16 protein-coding genes are annotated in these 17,390 nt (G+C 71.8%); 7 read left to right on the plus strand and 9 right to left on the minus strand.

All coding sequences use genetic code 11. The features are described from left to right. The first annotated feature begins 103 nt into the window (after positions 1-103). Positions 104-772 carry an enoyl-CoA hydratase-related protein gene (locus tag AB0G10_RS07885; protein ID WP_360918005.1) on the plus strand — a complete coding sequence of 223 codons (669 nt, stop codon included), beginning with the start codon at positions 104-106 and terminating at the stop codon, positions 770-772. Here the strand turns inward: AB0G10_RS07885 and AB0G10_RS07890 are convergent. After that, on the minus strand, positions 708-3,620 hold the full coding sequence (locus AB0G10_RS07890) for a hypothetical protein (RefSeq protein ID WP_360918006.1): 2,913 nt from the start codon (positions 3,618-3,620) through the stop codon (positions 708-710). The two genes, AB0G10_RS07885 and AB0G10_RS07890, sit on opposite strands and share 65 nt — an antisense overlap. Positions 3,621-3,638: 18 nt before the next feature. After that, entirely contained in the window at positions 3,639-4,769 is a 1,131-nt protein-coding gene (locus AB0G10_RS07895) for an FAD-dependent monooxygenase (protein ID WP_360918007.1), read from the minus strand. A 254-nt stretch (positions 4,770-5,023) separates the two neighbouring features. On the opposite strand from AB0G10_RS07895, the gene AB0G10_RS07900 reads away from it, so the two are divergent. The 3 genes from AB0G10_RS07900 to AB0G10_RS07910 all read left to right on the plus strand — a co-directional run bounded on the left by AB0G10_RS07900 (position 5,024) and on the right by AB0G10_RS07910 (position 8,953). Beyond that, positions 5,024-7,453 carry a phosphoketolase family protein gene (locus AB0G10_RS07900; protein ID WP_360918008.1) on the plus strand — a complete coding sequence of 810 codons (2,430 nt, stop codon included), beginning with the start codon at positions 5,024-5,026 and terminating at the stop codon, positions 7,451-7,453. A gap of 118 nt (positions 7,454-7,571) precedes the next feature. Further along, a complete protein-coding gene (locus AB0G10_RS07905; protein ID WP_360918009.1) occupies positions 7,572-7,988 on the plus strand; it encodes a peptidoglycan-binding protein in 417 nt (138 codons plus the stop codon). A 437-nt stretch (positions 7,989-8,425) separates the two neighbouring features. Next, positions 8,426-8,953 carry a CAP domain-containing protein gene (locus tag AB0G10_RS07910; protein WP_360918010.1) on the plus strand — a complete coding sequence of 176 codons (528 nt, stop codon included), beginning with the start codon at positions 8,426-8,428 and terminating at the stop codon, positions 8,951-8,953. Between the two features lie 61 nt (positions 8,954-9,014). Here AB0G10_RS07910 and AB0G10_RS07915 read toward each other — a convergent pair whose 3' ends face one another. From AB0G10_RS07915 to AB0G10_RS07940, 6 genes are all read right to left on the minus strand, one after another. Beyond that, positions 9,015-9,782 (minus strand): ABC transporter ATP-binding protein, encoded by a 768-nt coding sequence (locus AB0G10_RS07915; RefSeq protein WP_360918011.1) that lies wholly within the window; start codon positions 9,780-9,782, stop codon positions 9,015-9,017. A gap of 5 nt (positions 9,783-9,787) precedes the next feature. Next, a complete protein-coding gene (gene cbiQ, locus AB0G10_RS07920; RefSeq protein WP_360918012.1) occupies positions 9,788-10,540 on the minus strand; it encodes a cobalt ECF transporter T component CbiQ in 753 nt (250 codons plus the stop codon). After that, the gene (locus tag AB0G10_RS07925; protein WP_360918013.1) at positions 10,537-10,878 is read right to left on the minus strand and encodes a PDGLE domain-containing protein; all 342 of its coding nucleotides are present in this window, start codon (positions 10,876-10,878) and stop codon (positions 10,537-10,539) included. The genes cbiQ and AB0G10_RS07925 overlap by 4 nt, the downstream gene beginning before the upstream one ends. After that, positions 10,875-11,561 (minus strand): energy-coupling factor ABC transporter permease, encoded by a 687-nt coding sequence (locus AB0G10_RS07930; RefSeq protein ID WP_360918014.1) that lies wholly within the window; start codon positions 11,559-11,561, stop codon positions 10,875-10,877. The genes AB0G10_RS07925 and AB0G10_RS07930 overlap by 4 nt, the downstream gene beginning before the upstream one ends. A 64-nt stretch (positions 11,562-11,625) precedes the next feature. Then, positions 11,626-12,579, minus strand: a complete 954-nt coding sequence (locus tag AB0G10_RS07935) for a nitroreductase family protein (protein WP_360918015.1) — start codon at positions 12,577-12,579, stop codon at positions 11,626-11,628. 48 nt (positions 12,580-12,627) lie between these two features. After that, positions 12,628-14,217 (minus strand): GAF domain-containing sensor histidine kinase, encoded by a 1,590-nt coding sequence (locus tag AB0G10_RS07940; RefSeq protein WP_360920643.1) that lies wholly within the window; start codon positions 14,215-14,217, stop codon positions 12,628-12,630. A gap of 160 nt (positions 14,218-14,377) precedes the next feature. Here AB0G10_RS07940 and AB0G10_RS07945 point away from each other — a divergent pair, with 160 nt between their 5' ends. The 3 genes from AB0G10_RS07945 (at position 14,378) to AB0G10_RS07955 (ending at position 15,835) form a co-directional block, all read left to right on the plus strand. After that, positions 14,378-15,022 (plus strand): response regulator transcription factor, encoded by a 645-nt coding sequence (locus AB0G10_RS07945; RefSeq protein ID WP_360918016.1) that lies wholly within the window; start codon positions 14,378-14,380, stop codon positions 15,020-15,022. A 64-nt stretch (positions 15,023-15,086) separates the two neighbouring features. After that, the gene (locus AB0G10_RS07950) at positions 15,087-15,488 is read left to right on the plus strand and encodes an ATP-binding protein (protein ID WP_360918017.1); all 402 of its coding nucleotides are present in this window, start codon (positions 15,087-15,089) and stop codon (positions 15,486-15,488) included. Continuing rightward, positions 15,485-15,835, plus strand: a complete 351-nt coding sequence (locus AB0G10_RS07955; protein ID WP_360918018.1) for an STAS domain-containing protein — start codon at positions 15,485-15,487, stop codon at positions 15,833-15,835. Before AB0G10_RS07950 ends, AB0G10_RS07955 begins: the two co-directional genes overlap by 4 nt. On the opposite strand, the gene AB0G10_RS07960 is transcribed toward AB0G10_RS07955, so the two are convergent. Continuing rightward, on the minus strand, positions 15,784-17,388 hold the full coding sequence (locus AB0G10_RS07960; RefSeq protein ID WP_360918019.1) for a methyl-accepting chemotaxis protein: 1,605 nt from the start codon (positions 17,386-17,388) through the stop codon (positions 15,784-15,786). The two genes, AB0G10_RS07955 and AB0G10_RS07960, sit on opposite strands and share 52 nt — an antisense overlap. Positions 17,389-17,390 lie beyond the last annotated feature (2 nt).

The raw sequence follows: 17,390 nt of genomic DNA on the forward strand, positions 1-17,390 counted from the left end.
GAGACCGGCGGCGTCCACAAGGCGCCGCCGGTCACTCCTCGACACCCCGTTCTGGCGGGGCTCTGCTAAGTTACCTGCTGGTAACTTCAAGAGGGGATCGACCATGACCACACTCGAACGCCACGGCGACGTCTTCGTGCTCGACATCGGCGACACCGAGAACCGCTTCCACCCGGACTGGATCGTCGCGGTGAACGGCGCGCTCGACGAGGTCGTCAAGGCCTCCCCGGCGGCGCTGGTGACGACCGCGACCGGCAAGTTCTTCTCGAACGGGCTCGATCTGGAGTGGCTCGGCGCCAACCCGGACCGCTTCCAGGAGTACGTCGTGTCGGTGCACGACCTCTTCGCCCGGGTGCTCTCCCTCCCGCTGATCACCGTGGCGGCGCTGCAGGGTCACACGTTCGCGGCGGGAGCGATGCTGTCGCTGGCGCACGACTTCCGGGTGATGCGCGCCGACCGCGGCTTCTGGTGCCTGCCGGAGGTGGACATCGAGATCCCGTTCAGCCGGGGCATGTCCGCGCTGATCCAGTCCCGGCTCACGCCGCAGACCGCGCACGAGGCGATGACGACGGGCCGGCGCTACGGCGGCGAGGACGCGGTGCGGGCCGGCATCGTGGATCGCGCGGTCGCCGAGGACCAGGTCAGGAGCACGGCGATGGAGATCGCCGCGGCAAGCGCGGGCAAGGCGGGACCCACCCTTTCCACGATCAAGGAGCGGATGTACGCGTCAGCGCTGGCCACCCTCCGCGACGGGCGGGATCCCCTCGGCTGAGATGATCGATCGTTTCGCGGCCCGGAGGATGGTGTAGACCTCGGGGACCGTTCCGGGTTCCGCCTCGGAGTCCGAGTGCAGCCGGTCCAGCAGCAGCCTCGTGTAACGCTGGTAGTCGGTGTCGCTCCAGGTCGGGAAGTCCGAGGCGGCGACCTCGGCCGCGGCCCGGTACGCCTCGCGCGAGGGAGCCAGCCACACCCGCATCAACAGGTGCGCCGGTGAGGGGAACCGGTCCTCCCACCAGCCGGTGAACGTGTTGACGCTGACGCCGATCCGCTCGGAGAGCGGCTCCAGGGCGTGCTGCGCCATGTCGTCGAGCATGCTGGCCTGGAACCAGGCCTTCCGGCGCAGCTGGTCCGGGTGCAGGTTGTGGTAGGTCCAGTTGCACCGTGCCGACCAGGCCGGTCCAGCCGTCGGTGCTCAGCTGGGAGCGCCAGAGCAGCGCCTGGTCGTGCCAGGACTCGACCACGTCCGGGCTGCCGTCGAACAGCTCGCTCGCCAGGACGGCCGGCGACACGCTGAGCAGCAGCAGGAGCAGGTTGGCGGCGTAGGCGGCGTAGCGGGCCGGCTCGCTCGGGGAGGCCGGGCGGTAGTCGGCGTAGTGGTGGGTGGGCCGGGTGTGGTTCACCCCGCGGAACAGGTGCAGCAGCATGCCGCGCAGCGTGGACCGTTCCTCCGGCGTGGCGGCCGACGCCAGGTCGGACAGGAAGCCGGTGACCGGCCCTCGTACGCAGAGCGGCTGGAAGGACAGCAGGGCGCGGAGCAGGTCGTCGTCGGCGGTGGGGACGGCGGTGAGGGACAGCGCGGTGGCGCGGCTGCGGGCCGCCATGTCGCGCACGACCTGCCACGTCATCCGGGCCACGAGGTATTCGCCGAAGGTGGCGTGCAGGAACTCGTACGTCTGAAGGAAGGCCTCGTCCCGGGAAGCCCGCGCCCGATGGATGAAGAAGAACCTGCCGAGCGTCAGCTCGGCGTGCCGCAGCTGCGCGCGCAGGCCGGCCGCGGACGGCCGCGCGGGGCCGAACAGCGCGGCCAGGTCGGTCTCCAGATCGGCCTCGGTCACCCAGAGGGCGGCCCGGTTGAACATCGCGAACGCCACCACCGAGAGCCGGCGCAGCTCCTCCTCGGCGGCGACGGCGAGGTCGTGCCCGGGCAGGCCGGGGCGGTGCTTGGTGATCTCCCGGACCGCGAACGTGCGGAGCAGCCGCTCGTAGAGCTCGTGGGTGCGCAGGTCGTCGCCGGCGCGCTGCAGGGCGTTGCCGTCGGCGTCGTAGAGGGCCAGCATGAGCAGCAGCAACGGCTGCCCGGCCAGGTCACGGTGCGCCAGGACGGTGGACGGCGACAGCGGCGACAGACCGCGGTCGGCGAGGTGCCGGGTGTTCGCGCGGTTCCAGACGCCGAGCCAGGTCGTGATCCGCTCGTCGTCGAAGGGCTCCAGGCGCAGTGCCACCGTCCCCTCGGGTGCGCCGGCCCGGTCCGCCACCGCGGTCCGGGTGGTCACCACGACCGCCACCGGGCGGCCCTGATCGGCCTCGCGGTGCTGGAAACGGGCCACCCGCCGCAGGTAGTCGGTCCGGCTCACCCCGGCCGCCTGCAGCAGCTCGTCGAAGCCGTCGAGCAGGATCACCGGCAGGGCGTCGCCGGAGCTGCGGGACAGGGCCGGCCAGTCGACGCGTTCACCGGTGGCGCTGCGGACCGCGTACTCGATCTGATCCTGAAGGTCGTCGGTCGCGGGCGTCTCCCGCAGCACGACCCGCACCGGCAGGAAGTCGGCGGCCGGCAGCCGGGCGGCGAGAACCTTGGTGAGCACCGACTTGCCGGCGCCCGGCTGACCCAGCACGAGCAGCGGCGCCCGGGTCGCTTGCGGGCTGGTCAGGTGCCCGACCAGGAACTCCTCCAGATCGTCCCGGACCGGCAGCTCCGCCCACCAGCCCTCGTCGCCGACCCGCGAGGCCGGCGGCGCGTCCGCGGCCCGGAACCGGGGTGCGAGGTAGGCCTCGCCGAGCTTCGGCACCTCGATGCCGCCCGGCACGTCGCTGGAATCGACCACGTTCTCCCGCAGTGCCGCACGGTACGCGCGGGCCAGCCCTTCCCGGCGCTCGTCCGGGGCCCGGCCGGTGGAGATGTCCTGCAGCCGGTCCTTCAGGCCGGCGAGCGCGGCCCGGGTGGAGCGGTGCTCCTGCTGGCTCGCCCAGCAGGCCATCTCCGGGAAGTCGGCGACCAGCTGGCGGAACAGGTCCTGATAGCGGGCGACCGCCCGGTCCGGCAGCGCCTCCAGGCCGTCGTGTATTCGCCGCAGGCCCGGCTCGCCGAGGTCGGTGGCGAGGGCCAGATCCTCGAACAGCTCCGTCATGGCGTTCGCGAGCCTGGCGTACTCGTCGCGCAGATCGGCGGCGAAGGACTCGGGTGACTGCTGCGGGGTGGGGCGCGGCGAGCCGGCCGACTGCATCAGCTCGACCAGGTACCCGGCCCGCCGGTCCGCGGTGACCCGCCGCTCGCCGCCGTCCAGCCCGGCGAAGGCGACCTGGTCGAACCGGGTCTCGTGCAGCTCGGCGAGCTCGCGGGGCAGCGACTCGAAGAACGCGACCAGGACGATCACGTTGCGGGCGGCGTCCAGCCGCTCGGTGCGGCCGTAGCGGGACAGCCGCCTGCCGTACAGGCCGCGGACCAGCTCGTGGCTGAGCCGCACGAACTCGGCCTTGGCGTCGAACCAGCCGAGCAGTTCGGTCACGCCCGGCGCGGCGATCAGGAGGACGCCGCCCGCGAGCTTCTCGATGGCGCCCACGACGGCGCTGTCCTGACCGCCGAGCAGCCGCACGGCGTCGGTGTAGCTGAGAGTCCGGCCCATCCCTCCATCCTGGAGTGGTCAGGCGGGCGGCGAAACCAGCTGTGCCACCTTCGTGTGCAGGCCGGGGATGTCGCCGCGCTCGCCGTCGAGCAGCCACTGGCAGAGCTGCAGCGACGCACCGAGGACGGTGCGGACGCGGTCGAAGCGGCGCTCGGTGAACTCGGCCCACAGGTCGTCGGTGACCGCGTCGTGGGTGAGCAGCAGCTCGGTGAGGACCGTGGCGTCCTCCAGGGACTGGGCGGCGCCCTGGGCCAGGGTGGGTGGGAACGCGTGCGCCGCGTCGCCGATCACGACGACGCGGCCGCGGTTCCAGGGCGGGTCGAGCAGGTGGGTCTGGAACGTGGTGAAGTTGACCGATCCGGCGTCGGCGAGCGCGTCCCGGATCGCGTCCCACGGGCCGTGGTAGGCGGCGGCCAGTTCGCGGACCACCGCCAGCTGCTCGCCGAGGGTGAGATCACCGCGATTCCGCGGCGGCTCGACGAGGTACGCGTAGAGCGACTTCTCGCCGGTCGGGCAGTACCCCGCGATGTAGAGCGGGCCGCCCAGGAACAGGTCGGTGCGGGTCACCGACGCCGGCCGCGGGGCGACCACCCGCCAGATCTCCATGCCGAGGTCCCGGGTGGTCAGCTCGATGCCGGCCGCCGCCCGGGTGCGGGAGCGGATCCCGTCGGCGCCGACGACCAGGTCGTAGCGGTCCGTCGTACCGTCCGCGAAGGTGACCGCGACCGAGGAGCCGTCCTGGTCGAGCGCGACCAGCTCGGTGCCGAACCGGACCTTGGCGCCGGCCGCGGCCGCACGGTCGAGCAGGATGCGGGCCAGTACCGGGCGGTAGGTGCCGAACGTGGCCGGCAGGTCCGGGCCGCCGGTGCGGATGTCGGTGACCTCGGCCAGCACGGTCCCGGCCGGGTCCGGGGCCCGGATGCCGAGCGTGTCGAACCCGTACCCGTGCTGTTGAAGGCGTCCCCAGACGCCCAGCTCGCGCAGGACGCGCAGCGCATTGCCCTGCAGCGTGATCCCCGACCCGACCGCGGGCGGCGACGGGCGCGCGTCGATCAGGTCGACCGTGACACCGCCCTCGGCGAGCCGGATGGCGGTGGCCGCGCCGGAGATGCCGGCGCCGACGACGAGGACTCTATCGACAGCTGTCACATCGACGAGCTTAACGATTTTCAGCGCCGGAAGATGTCCGGGACCCCGTCGCGCGCGACCGGATCCCATTCGTCCGGGATGACCCGGAAGGCCGCCGGTCCCTGGTAGAAGTCTTTCACGGGACCTTCATGTCCGGGCTCACGCGTCGGGTCCGGATTCGTGGGTAACGTGCCCCTCGGGGCCGGGACCAAAGACCCATGCCCTGTGGATCTTCCATCGATACGTTGAACACGACCCGATCGAGAGGAATCACCGTGACCGCCGTTTCGGAGAACCAGGCCGGCGCGCCGCACCACGACGAGCTCGTGCGCACGCTGGCGGAGCCCGACGAGAACGAGGTCGCGGGCCTCGACGCCTGGTGGCGGGCGAACAACTATCTGACCATCGGCCAGATCTACCTCCAGGGCAATCCGCTGCTGAAGGAGCCGCTCGCCACCGAGCACATCAAGCCCCGCCTGCTCGGGCACTGGGGCACCAGCCCCGGGCTCTCGTTCATCTACGCCCACGTCTCGCGCCTGATCAAGAAGACCGGGCAGCAGACGATCTATCTGGCCGGACCCGGCCACGGCGGGCCCGCGCTGGTCGCCGCCGGATATCTGGAGGGCACCTACTCGGAGATCTACCCGAAGGTCGGCCAGGACGAGGCCGGCGTGCTGCGCCTGTTCCGCCAGTTCTCCAGCCCCGGCGGCATCCCGTCGCACGTCTCGGTGACCACGCCCGGTTCGATCCACGAGGGCGGCGAGCTGGGCTACGTGCTGGTGCACGCGTTCGGCTCGGTGATGGACAACCCCGACCTGCTCACCGTCGCGGTGGTCGGGGACGGCGAGGCCGAGACCGGCCCGCTCGAGGGTTCATGGAAGGGCATCTCGTTCATCAACCCGGCGCACGACGGCGCTGTGCTGCCGATCCTGCACCTGAACGGCGCGAAGATCGCCGGCCCGACCGTGCTCGCCCGCAAGGACCCGGCCGAGGTGCGCAAACTTCTCGAAGGCCATGGGTACGAGATCATCGAGGTCTCCGGCGAGGACCTGCCCGGCATGCACCACCGGTTCGCCAAGGCGCTCGCTGAGGCGTGGAACAGGATCCGTACGATCCAGGACGCGGCCCGCGGCGGCGACTGGGACGGCAAGCGCCCGCACTGGCCGCTCATCATCCTGCGCTCGCCGAAGGGCTGGACCGGCCCCGAGAAGATCGACGGCGTCACCGTGACCGGCACCTGGCGGTCGCACCAGGTCCCGCTCTCCGGCGTCCGGGACAACCCGGACCACCTGCGCGAGCTGGAGAAGTGGCTCAGGTCGTACCGTCCGGAAGAGCTTTTCGATCCCCATGGTGCTCCTGTCCAGCTCATCAAGGATCAAGCGCCCGACGGCGACCTGCGGATGAGCGCCAGCCCGCACGCGAACGGCGGTGTCCTCACCCGCGACCTGGACCTGCCGGACTTCCGGGACTACGCCGTCGAGGTGAAACGGCCGGCGCAGGGCCGGGCCGAGTCGACCCGCAAGCTCGGCGAGATGATGCGCGACATCTACACGCGCAACAGCGACCGGTTCCGGTTGTTCTGCCCGGACGAGACGAACAGCAACCGGCTCGGCGCCGTCTTCGAGGTCTCCGACCGCGGCTTCATGGAGTCCGTCACCGGCGACGACGTGAAGATCAGCAAGGACGGCCGGGTCATGGAGGTGCTCTCCGAGCACAACTGCCACGGCTGGCTGGAGGGCTACAACCTCACCGGCCGGCACGGCATGTTCGCCACGTACGAGGCGTTCGCCATGGTCAGCGCGTCGCAGACGATCCAGCACGGCAAGTGGTTGCAGGAGGCATCCCACCTGCCGTGGCGGGCGAAGGTTCCGAGCCTGAACATCCTGCTCACCTCGACGGCCTGGCGCAACGACCACAACGGCTTCTCACACCAGGGCCCCGGCCTGATCCAGAACGTGCTGACCCAGCGCGGCGACGTGGCCCGGGTCTACCTGCCGCCGGACGCCAACACGCTGCTCTCGGTCGCCGACCACTGCTTCCGGTCGCGGTCGTACATCAACCTGATCGTCATTGACAAGCAGCCGCAGCTGCAGTGGCTCGACATGGACTCCGCGATCGAGCACGCCCGGCAGGGCGCCGGCGTCTGGGAGTGGGCCGGCACCGACGACGGCACCTCCGACCCGGACATCGTCCTCGCCTGCGCCGGCGACGTGGTCACCATGGAGACCGTGGCGGCCGCGCAGATCCTCAAGGAGAAGCTGCCCCATCTGCGGGTGCGCGTGGTCAACGTCGTCGACCTGATGACGCTGCCGCGGCCGAAGGACCACCCGCACGGGATGAGCGAGACCCGGTTCCGGGAACTGTTCACCGACCAGGTGGACGTGGTGTTCTCCTTCCACGGATACCCGGGCGCCATCCACCAGCTGGTGCACGGCCGGCCCGACGCCGACCGGTTCCGGGTGCGCGGCTTCATCGAGCAGGGCACCACGACCACGCCGTTCGACATGACGGTCCGCAACCGGGCGTCGCGCTACCACCTGGTGATGGACGCGATCAACAACGCGCGCCGGCTGCCGACCGGGGCCAGCGAGCTGAAGGCCTGGTGCGAGTCCCAGCTCGAGCGGCACGAGCAGTACATCGTCGAGCACCTCGAGGACATGCCCGAGGTCCGGGACTGGTCGTTGGGGGACTGGGCCGAGAGCTGATGTCTCTCTTAAGAATCTTCTGCGGAGACGTGTCTCACCCTTTCAATCAACGGCCGGATTAAGCGAAGGTGAAGGGAGCACAACACCCGTCGCTCGATGATGAGGAAGGGGACCCTCTATGAACCCGTGGCCGACGACCCGGCAGGGCGCCAAGGATCACTCGGTTACCACCCTGCAGTTCCTGTTGCTCGCACACGGCCAGACCGTGACCGTCGACGGCGTCTTCGGCGCGCAGACCGGTGACGCGGTGCGCGCCTTCCAGTGGGCCAAGAACCTTCCCGACAACGGCGTGGTCTGCCCGGCGACATGGGAGGCGCTGATCGTCGAGGTGCGGCCCGGCGCCCGGGGCAACGCGGTCCGCGGCGTGCAGCAGGAGTTCCCGACCGAGGTCGACGGGGTCTACGGGCCGGAGACCGAGCGGGCGGTGCGTGCCTTCCAGCAGGACGCGGCCATCCTGGTCGACGGGGTCGTCGGCCGGACCACCTGGCAGGCGTTGGTGGGCGGGGTGGAGGCGCCGCTGCAGCAGGCCGCCTGAACCCATCGTCTCGTCGAACGGCCGGCCTTCGAGGCCGGCCGTTTTGTCGCTCTCCGGTACAGCCAGGGTGGCCTGGCTGTACGTGAGGGCTGGGTTGGCGCCCGAATTGTCGCTCTCTCGTTCAGCCCGGGTGGCCCGGCTGTACGCCACGGCTGGGTTGATGCTCGATTTGTCGCCCTCCGGTACAGCCAACCCCACCTGGCTGTACGCCACGGCTGGGTCGGCGCCCGATTTGTCGCTCTCCCGTACAGCCAACACCGCCTGGCTGTACGCCACGGCTGAGTCCGCGCCCGAAATGTCGCCCTCCCGTACAGCCGGGAACGCCGTGGGCCGGCAACCGTCCCGCCACGCACGCGCACCAGGACGGAGATCCAACCAGCCGGATGCGGGCCGAACAGAACAGCGCAACCGCGAAACACCGACGAAAGGGACCGCTCTTGCGCAACGTTCTTCGCCGCTTCGCCCTGGCCGCCGCCCTCATCGCCCCGGCCACCCTCGGCCTCGCCACGATGACCGCCGGCACCGCCCAGGCCGCCACCCCGGCGAAGACCACCGCCACCCAGGCCAGCACCGCCAAGGCCGGCGAGGCCACCCTGCAGAACGAGATCAACCGCCTGATCAACGTCCAGCGCACCTCGCACGGCTGCGCGGCCCTCAAGGTCGACGCCAAGCTGACCACCGCGGCCCGGGGTCACAGCGCGTGGATGGCGCAGACCGGCACCTTCTCCCACACCGGCCGCTCCAACTCCAACTTCGTCGCCCGGTCGAAGGCCGCCGGCTACGCCAAGCCGTCCGCCGAGAACATCGCCTGGGGCTACCGCACCGCCGCGCAGGTCGTCAACGGCTGGATGAAGAGCCCGGGCCACCGCACCAACATCCTCAACTGCAAGTCCAAGACCGTCGGCGTCGGCGCGGTGTTCTCCGCGAACGGCACGCCGTACTACACCCAGGACTTCGGTTACTGAAGGAACTGAAAAGCCAGCGATGCCCCAGCCGATCCCCCTGCGGCTGGGGCATCGCCCTGTTCTACGGCCGGGTACGGCGGGAGGCGAGAGCGACCGCCGGGTCGAAGCCGAACGGCAGCTCCAGCCGGTGGGCGGCCATCAGGTCGCGGTCGGCGAGCAGGTCGGCGGTCGGGCCGTCGGCCACGATCGCGCCGTCGTCGAGGATGACCGCGCGCGGGCACAGCTCCAGCGCGTACGGCAGGTCGTGGGTCACCATCAGCACGGTGACCGGCAGCGACTCGAGGATCTCGGCGAGTTCACGGCGGCACGCCGGGTCGAGGTTCGAGGACGGCTCGTCCAGCACCAGGATCTCCGGCCGCATCGCCAGGACCGTCGCGACCGCGACCCGGCGGCGCTGCCCGAAGGAGAGGTGGTGCGGCACCTTGTCCCGGTGCTCGCTCATGCCGACCGCGGCCAGCGCCTCGTCGACGCGCTGGGCCAGTTCGGCGCCGCGGACGCCCATGTTGGCCGGGCCGAACGCGACGTCCTCGGCGACCGTGGGCATGAAGAGCTGGTCGTCCGGGTCCTGGAAGACGATCCCGACCCGGCGGCGGATCTCGGCGATCGCCTGCCGGTCGCCCGGTGTCACCGGCAGGCCGGAGATCTCCACCCGGCCCGGGCCGCCGTGCAGGATGCCGTTGAGGTGCAGCACCAGGGTGGTCTTGCCGGCGCCGTTCGGGCCGAGCAGGGCGACGCGCTCGCCGTTCCGCAGCGAAAGATCAACCCCGCGGAGCGCTTCGCGCCCGTCAGGGTACGAGAAACGCAGTCCCGTGATCCGCAGAGCGTCCATGTCGATCATGCTAGGGCCAGCCCGGCGACGGCTATCCCGGCGGCCGCCACCGGGAGGGCCGCGCTGACCGCCCACTCCCGCAGCGGCGCCGGGCCGCCGGCGGTCTGCGGCAGCCGGCCGGCGTACCCGCGGGACAGCATCGCGAGGTAGACCCGCTCGCCGCGCTCGTAGGAGCGCAGGAACAGCGCCCCGACGCCGACCGCGAACGCCTTCACCTGCCAGAGGAACCGCGGGTCGTAGCCGCGGGAGAGCCGGGCGATCCGCATCCGGCGGGCGTCGTCGGCGAGCACGTCGATGTACCGCAGCATGAACGTCATGATCTGGGTGAACACCTGCGGGCAGCGCAGCCGGTCCAGGCCGAGGACCAGGTCCCGTGTCGTCGTGGTGGCGGCGAGCAGCAGCGACGCGAGGACGCCGAGGGTGCCCTTCGCGAAGATGTTCCACGCGCCGTAGAGGCCGTCGACCGAGAGCGACAGGCCGTGCCAGTCGATGCGCTCGCCGTGCCCGGCGAACGGCAGCGCCACGGCCAGCAGCACGAACGGCAGCTCGATGGTGGCCCGCTTGGCGAGCCAGAGTGCCGGGACCCGGGCCAGTACCGCGACCAGGGCGATCAGCAGCGCGTAGCCGCCGAACGCCGCGAACTCGGTCCGCGGCGTGATCACCACGACGACGGTGAACAGCACCACCGCGACGATCTTCACCTCGGGGGAGAGGCGGTGCAGCGGGCTGTCCCGGTCGAGGTGGAGGGTGGCGTTCACGAGGACGAGGACTGGCGGCGCCGGAGCACCCAGAACAGCCCGCCGCCGATACCGAAGGTGATCAGCACCCCGAGGACGCCGGAGAGGCCGGTCGACAGGAAGGAGTTGTCGATGCCCTTGATGCCGTAGTCGGCCAGCGGGCTGTCGCCGAGCTGGTGCTCGCCCTCCTGCTGGGCCATGCAGGTGCCGCCGGTGATCTCGCCCTGGGCGTCGAAGGTGCACCCCTCGCGGGCCGCGTAGTCGAGGCCGTCCGGGCTGCCGGAGGCGAAGCTCGAGACCACGCCGGCCAGGAGCAGGGCGACGAGGAGCCCGGCGGCGATGAAGAGCTTCTTGTTCATGCCGTCACCTTTTCCCGGGTACGGAAGTGCCGGAGGGCGTAGACCAGGTCGGGGCGCACCCGGGCCACCGTCATCACGGTGGTCGCGGCGATCAGGCCCTCGCCGATGCCGATCAGCGTGTGCACGCCGGCCATCGTGCCGGCGATCGCGCCGATCGAGAGCTCGGTGGTGCCGCCGAGCGCGTACTCCAGGACGAAGCCCATCGAGGCCACCACGACGCCGACGATGGAGGCGATGAAGGCCGTCGCGCCGAGTCCGCGGACCGTGCGGGGGAGCACCCGCAGCAGCGCGGCGACCAGGACGTACGCGGCCGCGGTGCCGATCAGGGCCATGTTCGTGACGTTCAGCCCGAGGGCGGTGAGCCCGCCGTCGGCGAAGAGCAGGCACTGCACGATCAGCACGGTGGCGACGCAGAGCGCACCGACCCACGGGCCGACCAGGATCACCGCGAGGGTGCCGCCCAGCAGGTGACCGGAGACACCCGGCAGCACCTGGAAGTTGAGCATCTGCACGGCGAAGATGAAGGCGGCGACGAGCCCGGCCATCGGGGCGAGCCGGTCGTCGAGGTCGGTCTTGGCCCGGGCGACGCAGAGCGCCAGGCCTGCGACCGCGATGGCCAGGAAGGCCGCCGAGACGGGACCGTTGATGATCCCGTTGGCGATGTGCATCGCCTGAGTGTCCATGCGGGCAGCATATTGGCCGTCCTCGGTTGTTGCATATCCCTTGCAACTGCCAAAGTGGCGACTTTCACCCCATGATCACGTCGGCGACGTCGCGTCGCGGCGACGGGTGGCCGGGGTGGCCGTACCCGACCCGGACCGCCATCTGCGGGAACCCGGTCCGGCCCAGCGAGCGGCGCAGCTGGTCGCGGGCCGGCGGCACCTCGATCGGCTGGGAGATCAGCGACGCGGCCAGGCCGGCGTCGGTGAGCGTCAGCAGCACGTTCTGCAGCGCCTGGCCGGCCACCACCTGGTCGAGCCGGCGGTCGCCGGGGGTGCCGAGGATGCCGATCAGCGGCTCCGGCTCGTAGTCGCGGCCCGGCCCGCGCCGGCGCTGCGCGAACGCGCGCTGCGGTACCAGGTCCTGCGGCTCGCCGACCGGGGCGCCGACCGCGACCGGCATGCCGTCCGGCGCGTCGTCGGTGCCGGTCCAGGTGATCAGCTCGGCCTGGTAGTGCTCGTCGCGGCGCAGCACCCGGTCGGCGCTGTGCGCGATCTCCGAGAACCCGGTCAGCGCGGTCATCCCGACCAGCAGGTCGAGCCAGGCGTTCTCGGCCCGGGCCGCCTCGATGAGCCGGATCCGCACGTCGGCCGGGACCGGGTCGGGCCAGAACGGGTCGCGGTTGCTGTGCCGGCGCTCGATCGCCGCGTACCGGTCGCGCTCGGCGTAGGTGGGCGGCCGGCGCCGGCCCGGGGTGAGGCGGGCGATCACCTCGGGAGCGTCCGGCGGGAGCAGCCGCACCTCCGCCGGGGTGCCCGCCCAGGCCAGCGCGAGGCGGGCGTTGAAGGTGGCCGCCCCGCAGGCCAGGCGCAGCGCCCAGCCGCTCCGGTCGGCGACCTCCAGCCGCCGCCGGCCGTCGGCGAGCACTTCGATGGCGCCGTCGCGCAGACGGAACGCCCAGGGCTGGGTGTTGTGCATCGAGGGTGCGTAGATCGCCGCGGCGGCTGCTCGCCGCAGGTCCGACTGGTCGTAGCGGGTCATCCTCCTACGGTGGCCCGCCGGACCACCTCCGGTTAAGGGGCGAAAGTCCTAAAGAGGAACGCGCCAGGTGACCAGGGTCCCGCCGCCCTGCGGCCGGGGTCCCGCCTCGAAGGAGCCGCCGAGGTCGTGGGCCCGCTCGCCCATGTTCACGACGCCACCGCGGGCCAGCGCCGGGTCCATCCCGACGCCGTCGTCCTCCACCTGGAGGATCAGCTCGCCGTCCGCGACGCGCACCGACACGCGTACGGCGGTGGCCCCCGCATGCCGGGCCACGTTGGAGAGCGCCTCCCGCAGCACGGCCGTGAGCTCCGGCACCACGTCGTCCGGAATCGCGCTCTCCACCGGCCCGGACGTCTCCAGGCCGGGCCGGAAGCCGAGGGTGGCGGCCGCGTCGTCGACGGTGTCGCGCAGCTCGTTGCGGAAGGTCGCACCGATCGGGGCGCGCAGCTCGAAGATCGACCGGCGGATGTCGCGGATCGTGGCGTCCAGGTCGTCGACGGCCGCGTTGATCCGCTTGGCGACGTCCGGCCGGACCGAGGGGCCGGCCGCGGCCTGGAGCTGCATGCCGGTCGCGAAGAGCCGCTGGATCACCACGTCGTGCAGGTCCCGGGCGATCCGCTCGCGGTCCTCCAGGACGGCGAGCAGCTCGCGCTCCTCCTGGGCACGGGCGCGTTCCAGGGCGAGGGCGGCCTGCCCGGCGAACGTGGAGAGCAGGACCGCGTCCTCCGGGCCGGTCCGGCTGACGATCAGCACGCCCTGGGGCATGTCACGGCCGGCGAGGGGCGCGGCGAGCGCCGGGCCGGCCGGGACCGGTCCGGGCCATTCGGCCGCCGCCCGCAGGTCGTCCAGGAAACCGCCGGGGAAGCTGTCGAGGTCGCCGGCGACGATCTTGCCGGTCAGGCCCGCGCAGGCCGGGTCGGCGCCGTCGGCCGCCTCGATGGTGAACCGCGCGTTCTCCTCGTCGTAGAGCAGGACCAGCACGAGCTCGGCGCCGGCCACCTCCCGGGCCCGGCGGGCGATCAGCCGCAGCGCCTCGGTACGCCGGACCGTCCCGAGCAGAACCCCGGTGATCTCGGAGGCCGCCTCGAGCCACCGCTGCCGCCGCTGGGCGAGCTCGTAGAGCCGGGCGTTGTCGATCGCGACGCCGGCCGCCGCGGCGAGCGCTACCACGATCTCCTCGTCGTCCTCGCTGAACTCGGCGGCGCCCCGCTTCTCGGCGAGGTAGAGGTTGCCGAAGATCCGCTCACGGGTCCGGACCGGGACGCCGAGGAAGCTGTGCATCGGCGGGTGGTGCGGCGGAAATCCGTACGAATCGGGGTGTTGGGTGATGTCCGGAAGCCGCACCGGGTGCGGATCGGTGATCAGGAGGCCGAGCACCCCGCGGCCGTGCGGCAGGTCACCGATCTTCGCGTGGGCCTCGGGCGGGATGCCGTGCGTGACGAAGTCGGACAGGTGATCGCGCTCGGGCGCGAGCACGCCGAGCGCGCCATAACGAGCGTCGGCCAGGGCACACGCCGCCTCGACGATCCGCTGCAGGGTGCTGCGCAGATCGAGGTCGGTGCCGATGCCGACGACCGCGTCGAGCAGGGCACGCAGGCGCTCCCGGCTGGTCACGATGTCGCCGACCCGGTTCTGCATCTCCTGCAGCAACGCGTCGAGGCGGACCCGGGAGAGGGGGCTCAGGCCGAGCGAGGGAGCCGATGCGTCGGACACGCGTCGAGGCTACCGGGACCGGGGTCCGGTGGCGCGGGACCTATGGCCCTAGGTGTCCGGGCCACCCGGGGACTAGAAAGGAGACATGATCCGAGTCTTCCTCCTCGACGACCACGAAGTCGTCCGCCGCGGCCTCGTCGACCTGCTCGAAGCGGGCGGCGGCATCGAGGTGATCGGCGAGTCCGGCTCCGCGCGCGAGGCCGCCGCACGGATCCCGGCGCTGCGCCCCGACGTGGCGGTCCTCGACGCCCGGCTGCCGGACGGCAACGGCATCGACGTCTGCCGGGACGTCCGGGCGATCGACTCGTCGATCAAGGGCCTGATCCTGACGTCGTACGAGGACGACGAGGCGCTCTTCGCCGCGATCATGGCGGGCGCGTCCGGCTACGTGCTGAAGCAGATTCGCGGCACCGACCTGGTCGACGCGGTCCGCCGGGTCGCGGCCGGCCAGTCCCTGCTCGACCCGCAGGTCACCCAGCGGGTCCTGGAGCGGATCCGGAACGGCGTCGAGCAGCCGCGCGAGCTGGCCTCGCTGACCGACCAGGAGCGCCGGATCCTCGAGCACGTGGCCGAGGGGCTGACCAACCGGGAGATCGCGGCGCGGATGTTCCTGGCCGAGAAGACCGTGAAGAACTACGTGTCCAGCCTGCTCGCGAAGCTCGGCCTGGAGCGCCGTACGCAGGCCGCCGTGCTCGCCACGAAACTGCTGGGGGAGCACCCCCACTCGTAAGGTTTCGCCGACCGTGTCCCCGGGGTACTGTCCGGCCGCACATCGGCGACTCTGGGGTTTGTGTATGAGCGCGTTGACCGCCCACTTGGACGTTCCGCTGGACCGTGGCGCACCCGGCGCGGCCCGGCGGGCCGTCGTAGCGGTGCTGGCCGGCTGGGGCTTCCGCGATCCGGACTGGGTCGACGGCGCCGCCGTCGTGGTGAGCGAACTGGTGACCAACGCGGTGCGGCACGGCGGCGGCCTGGTCGCGCTGCAGCTCGAGGCCCACGAGGACAGGGTGGTGGTGTCGGTCGCGGACGGCTCGTCCGTGGTGCCGCGCCGCCGCGACCCGGACGGCGGGGGCGGCCGGGGGATCGCGCTGATCGAGGCGCTCGCGGTCGGCTGGTCGGTGCAGAACTACCGGGGTGGGAAGCGCGTGCTCGTCGAGCTGCACCCGTGCCCCGGCGTGGCCGGGTGGGAGTCGTGAGGATCGTGCGGATCGACGACGGGCCGGTGGTCCGTCTCCAGCTGCGCGGCGAGCTCGACCTGGCCACCGCCGACCAGGTCGAGGAGCAGGTGAACCGCGCCCTCGACGACGGGGCGCGCCGGCTCGTGCTCGACGTGGCCGGCCTGACGTTCTGCGACTCGTCCGGGATCGACATGTTCCTGAACGCGCACGCCGGGGCGGCGGCGCGCGGGGCCGAGCTCCGGGTGTCCCGCCCCCGCGGCATCGTCCGCCGGTCGCTCGACGTGACCGGCGTGCTGCCGCTGCTGACCCGGGGTCAGACCGTGAACCGGTTGGCCGCGTCGCGCAGCCGGTCCGCCAGTTCCTGAACGTCCTCGGCGGTCCGGGCCGCGAGGCCGACCGCCTCCCGGCTCGTCGCGGTGCTGTGCGCCACGCTCGCGATGTTGTTCGCGATGTCGGTGACGCCGGCCGCGGCCTCGCCGACGCCCCGGTTCATCTCCGCGGTGGTGGCGCTCTGCTCCTCGACCGCCGAGGCGATCGTGGTCTGGTAGTCGCTGATCTGCGAGATGATCCGGCTGATCTCGTCGATCGCGGTGACCGCCTGCCCGGTGCCGGTCTGGATCGCCTCGACCCGGCGGGCGATGTCCTCGGTGGCCCGCGCGGTCTCCTGGGCCAGGTCCTTCACCTCGCTCGCCACCACGGCGAAGCCCTTGCCCGCCTCGCCGGCCCGGGCCGCCTCGATGGTGGCGTTCAGGGCGAGCAGGTTGGTCTGCTCGGCGATCGCGGTGATCGTCTTGATGACGTCGCCGATCTGCGCGGACGACTCGCCGAGCCGGTTGATGGTCTCGCTGGTGGTCCGGGCCGCGCCGACCGCGTCCGAGGCGACCTGGGCCGCGTCGGCGGCGTTGCGGGAAATCTCGCCGATCGCCGAGCCCATCTCGGTGGAGCCGGCCGCGACCGTGTTGACGTTGCCGGATACCCCGGCGGCGCTGGAGGCGGCGAGCCCGGCCTGCTGGTCGGCCTCCGCGATGGCCGTGTCGATCTGCGCGCTGACCTGGCGCATCGTCTGCGAGGCCGCGGTCAGCCGGCCGCCGTTCTCGAGGATCTCGACGACCGTGGCGCGGACGCCGGCCACCGCCTCGCCGACGGCCCTGCCCATCTCGGCCACCTCGTCGTTCCCGGAGGTGTCGACGCGCACCGTGAGATCGCCGGCGGCCACCCCGCGCATCGCCGCGACCAGCCGGCCCACCGGGACCACCACGCTGCGGGTCACCGCGATCGAGAAGATCACCGCGGCGGCGATCGCCAGGATCGAGACCACGATCATCACCGTACGAAGGGAGGACGCCTCCGACCGCGCGTCCTGCGCCGCCGCGGCGGCCCGGCCGCTGACCGAGTCGACCAGCGCGTCGGTGTCCTCGACGATCTTGAAGTAGATCTCGTAGCCGTCGCCCAGGATCATGGCGTTGCCCTGCTCGATCTCGCCGGCCTGGTAGAGCGCCATCATCTGGGTGTCGTTCGCGAAGTACCTCTCCCACTGCTCGTTGATCGAGTCGAAGTAGTCCTGCTCGTCGGCGGTCATGGCGGCCGTGTTCGTGTCGCCGAGCAGCTTCTCCAGCACGTCCTTGCTCGCCAGGAACCCGGCCCGGTTCTCGCTGGCGGGATCGACCGCCTTCCGGTTGCCGATCCGGTACACGTCCCAGGCGACCGCGAGCTGCCAGCCGGAGATGTCGGCGTTGAGGAACTTCTGCTCGTCGACCTGCCGCACCAGACCCTGCAGGGTGTGCAGCTCCTCGGTCGCTGCCTGCTGCCGGGTCAGCCCGATCGCGCCGACCCCGACAGCCACGCCGAGCAGCACCAGCACCACTGCGAAGGCGGCGCCGAGCCTGCCGGCCAGCCGGAGACGCCGCAAGATCGCCATAG

The sequence above is a fragment of the Actinoplanes sp. NPDC023714 genome (assembly GCF_040639855.1).
Taxonomy (GTDB): Bacteria; Actinomycetota; Actinomycetes; order Mycobacteriales; family Micromonosporaceae; genus Actinoplanes.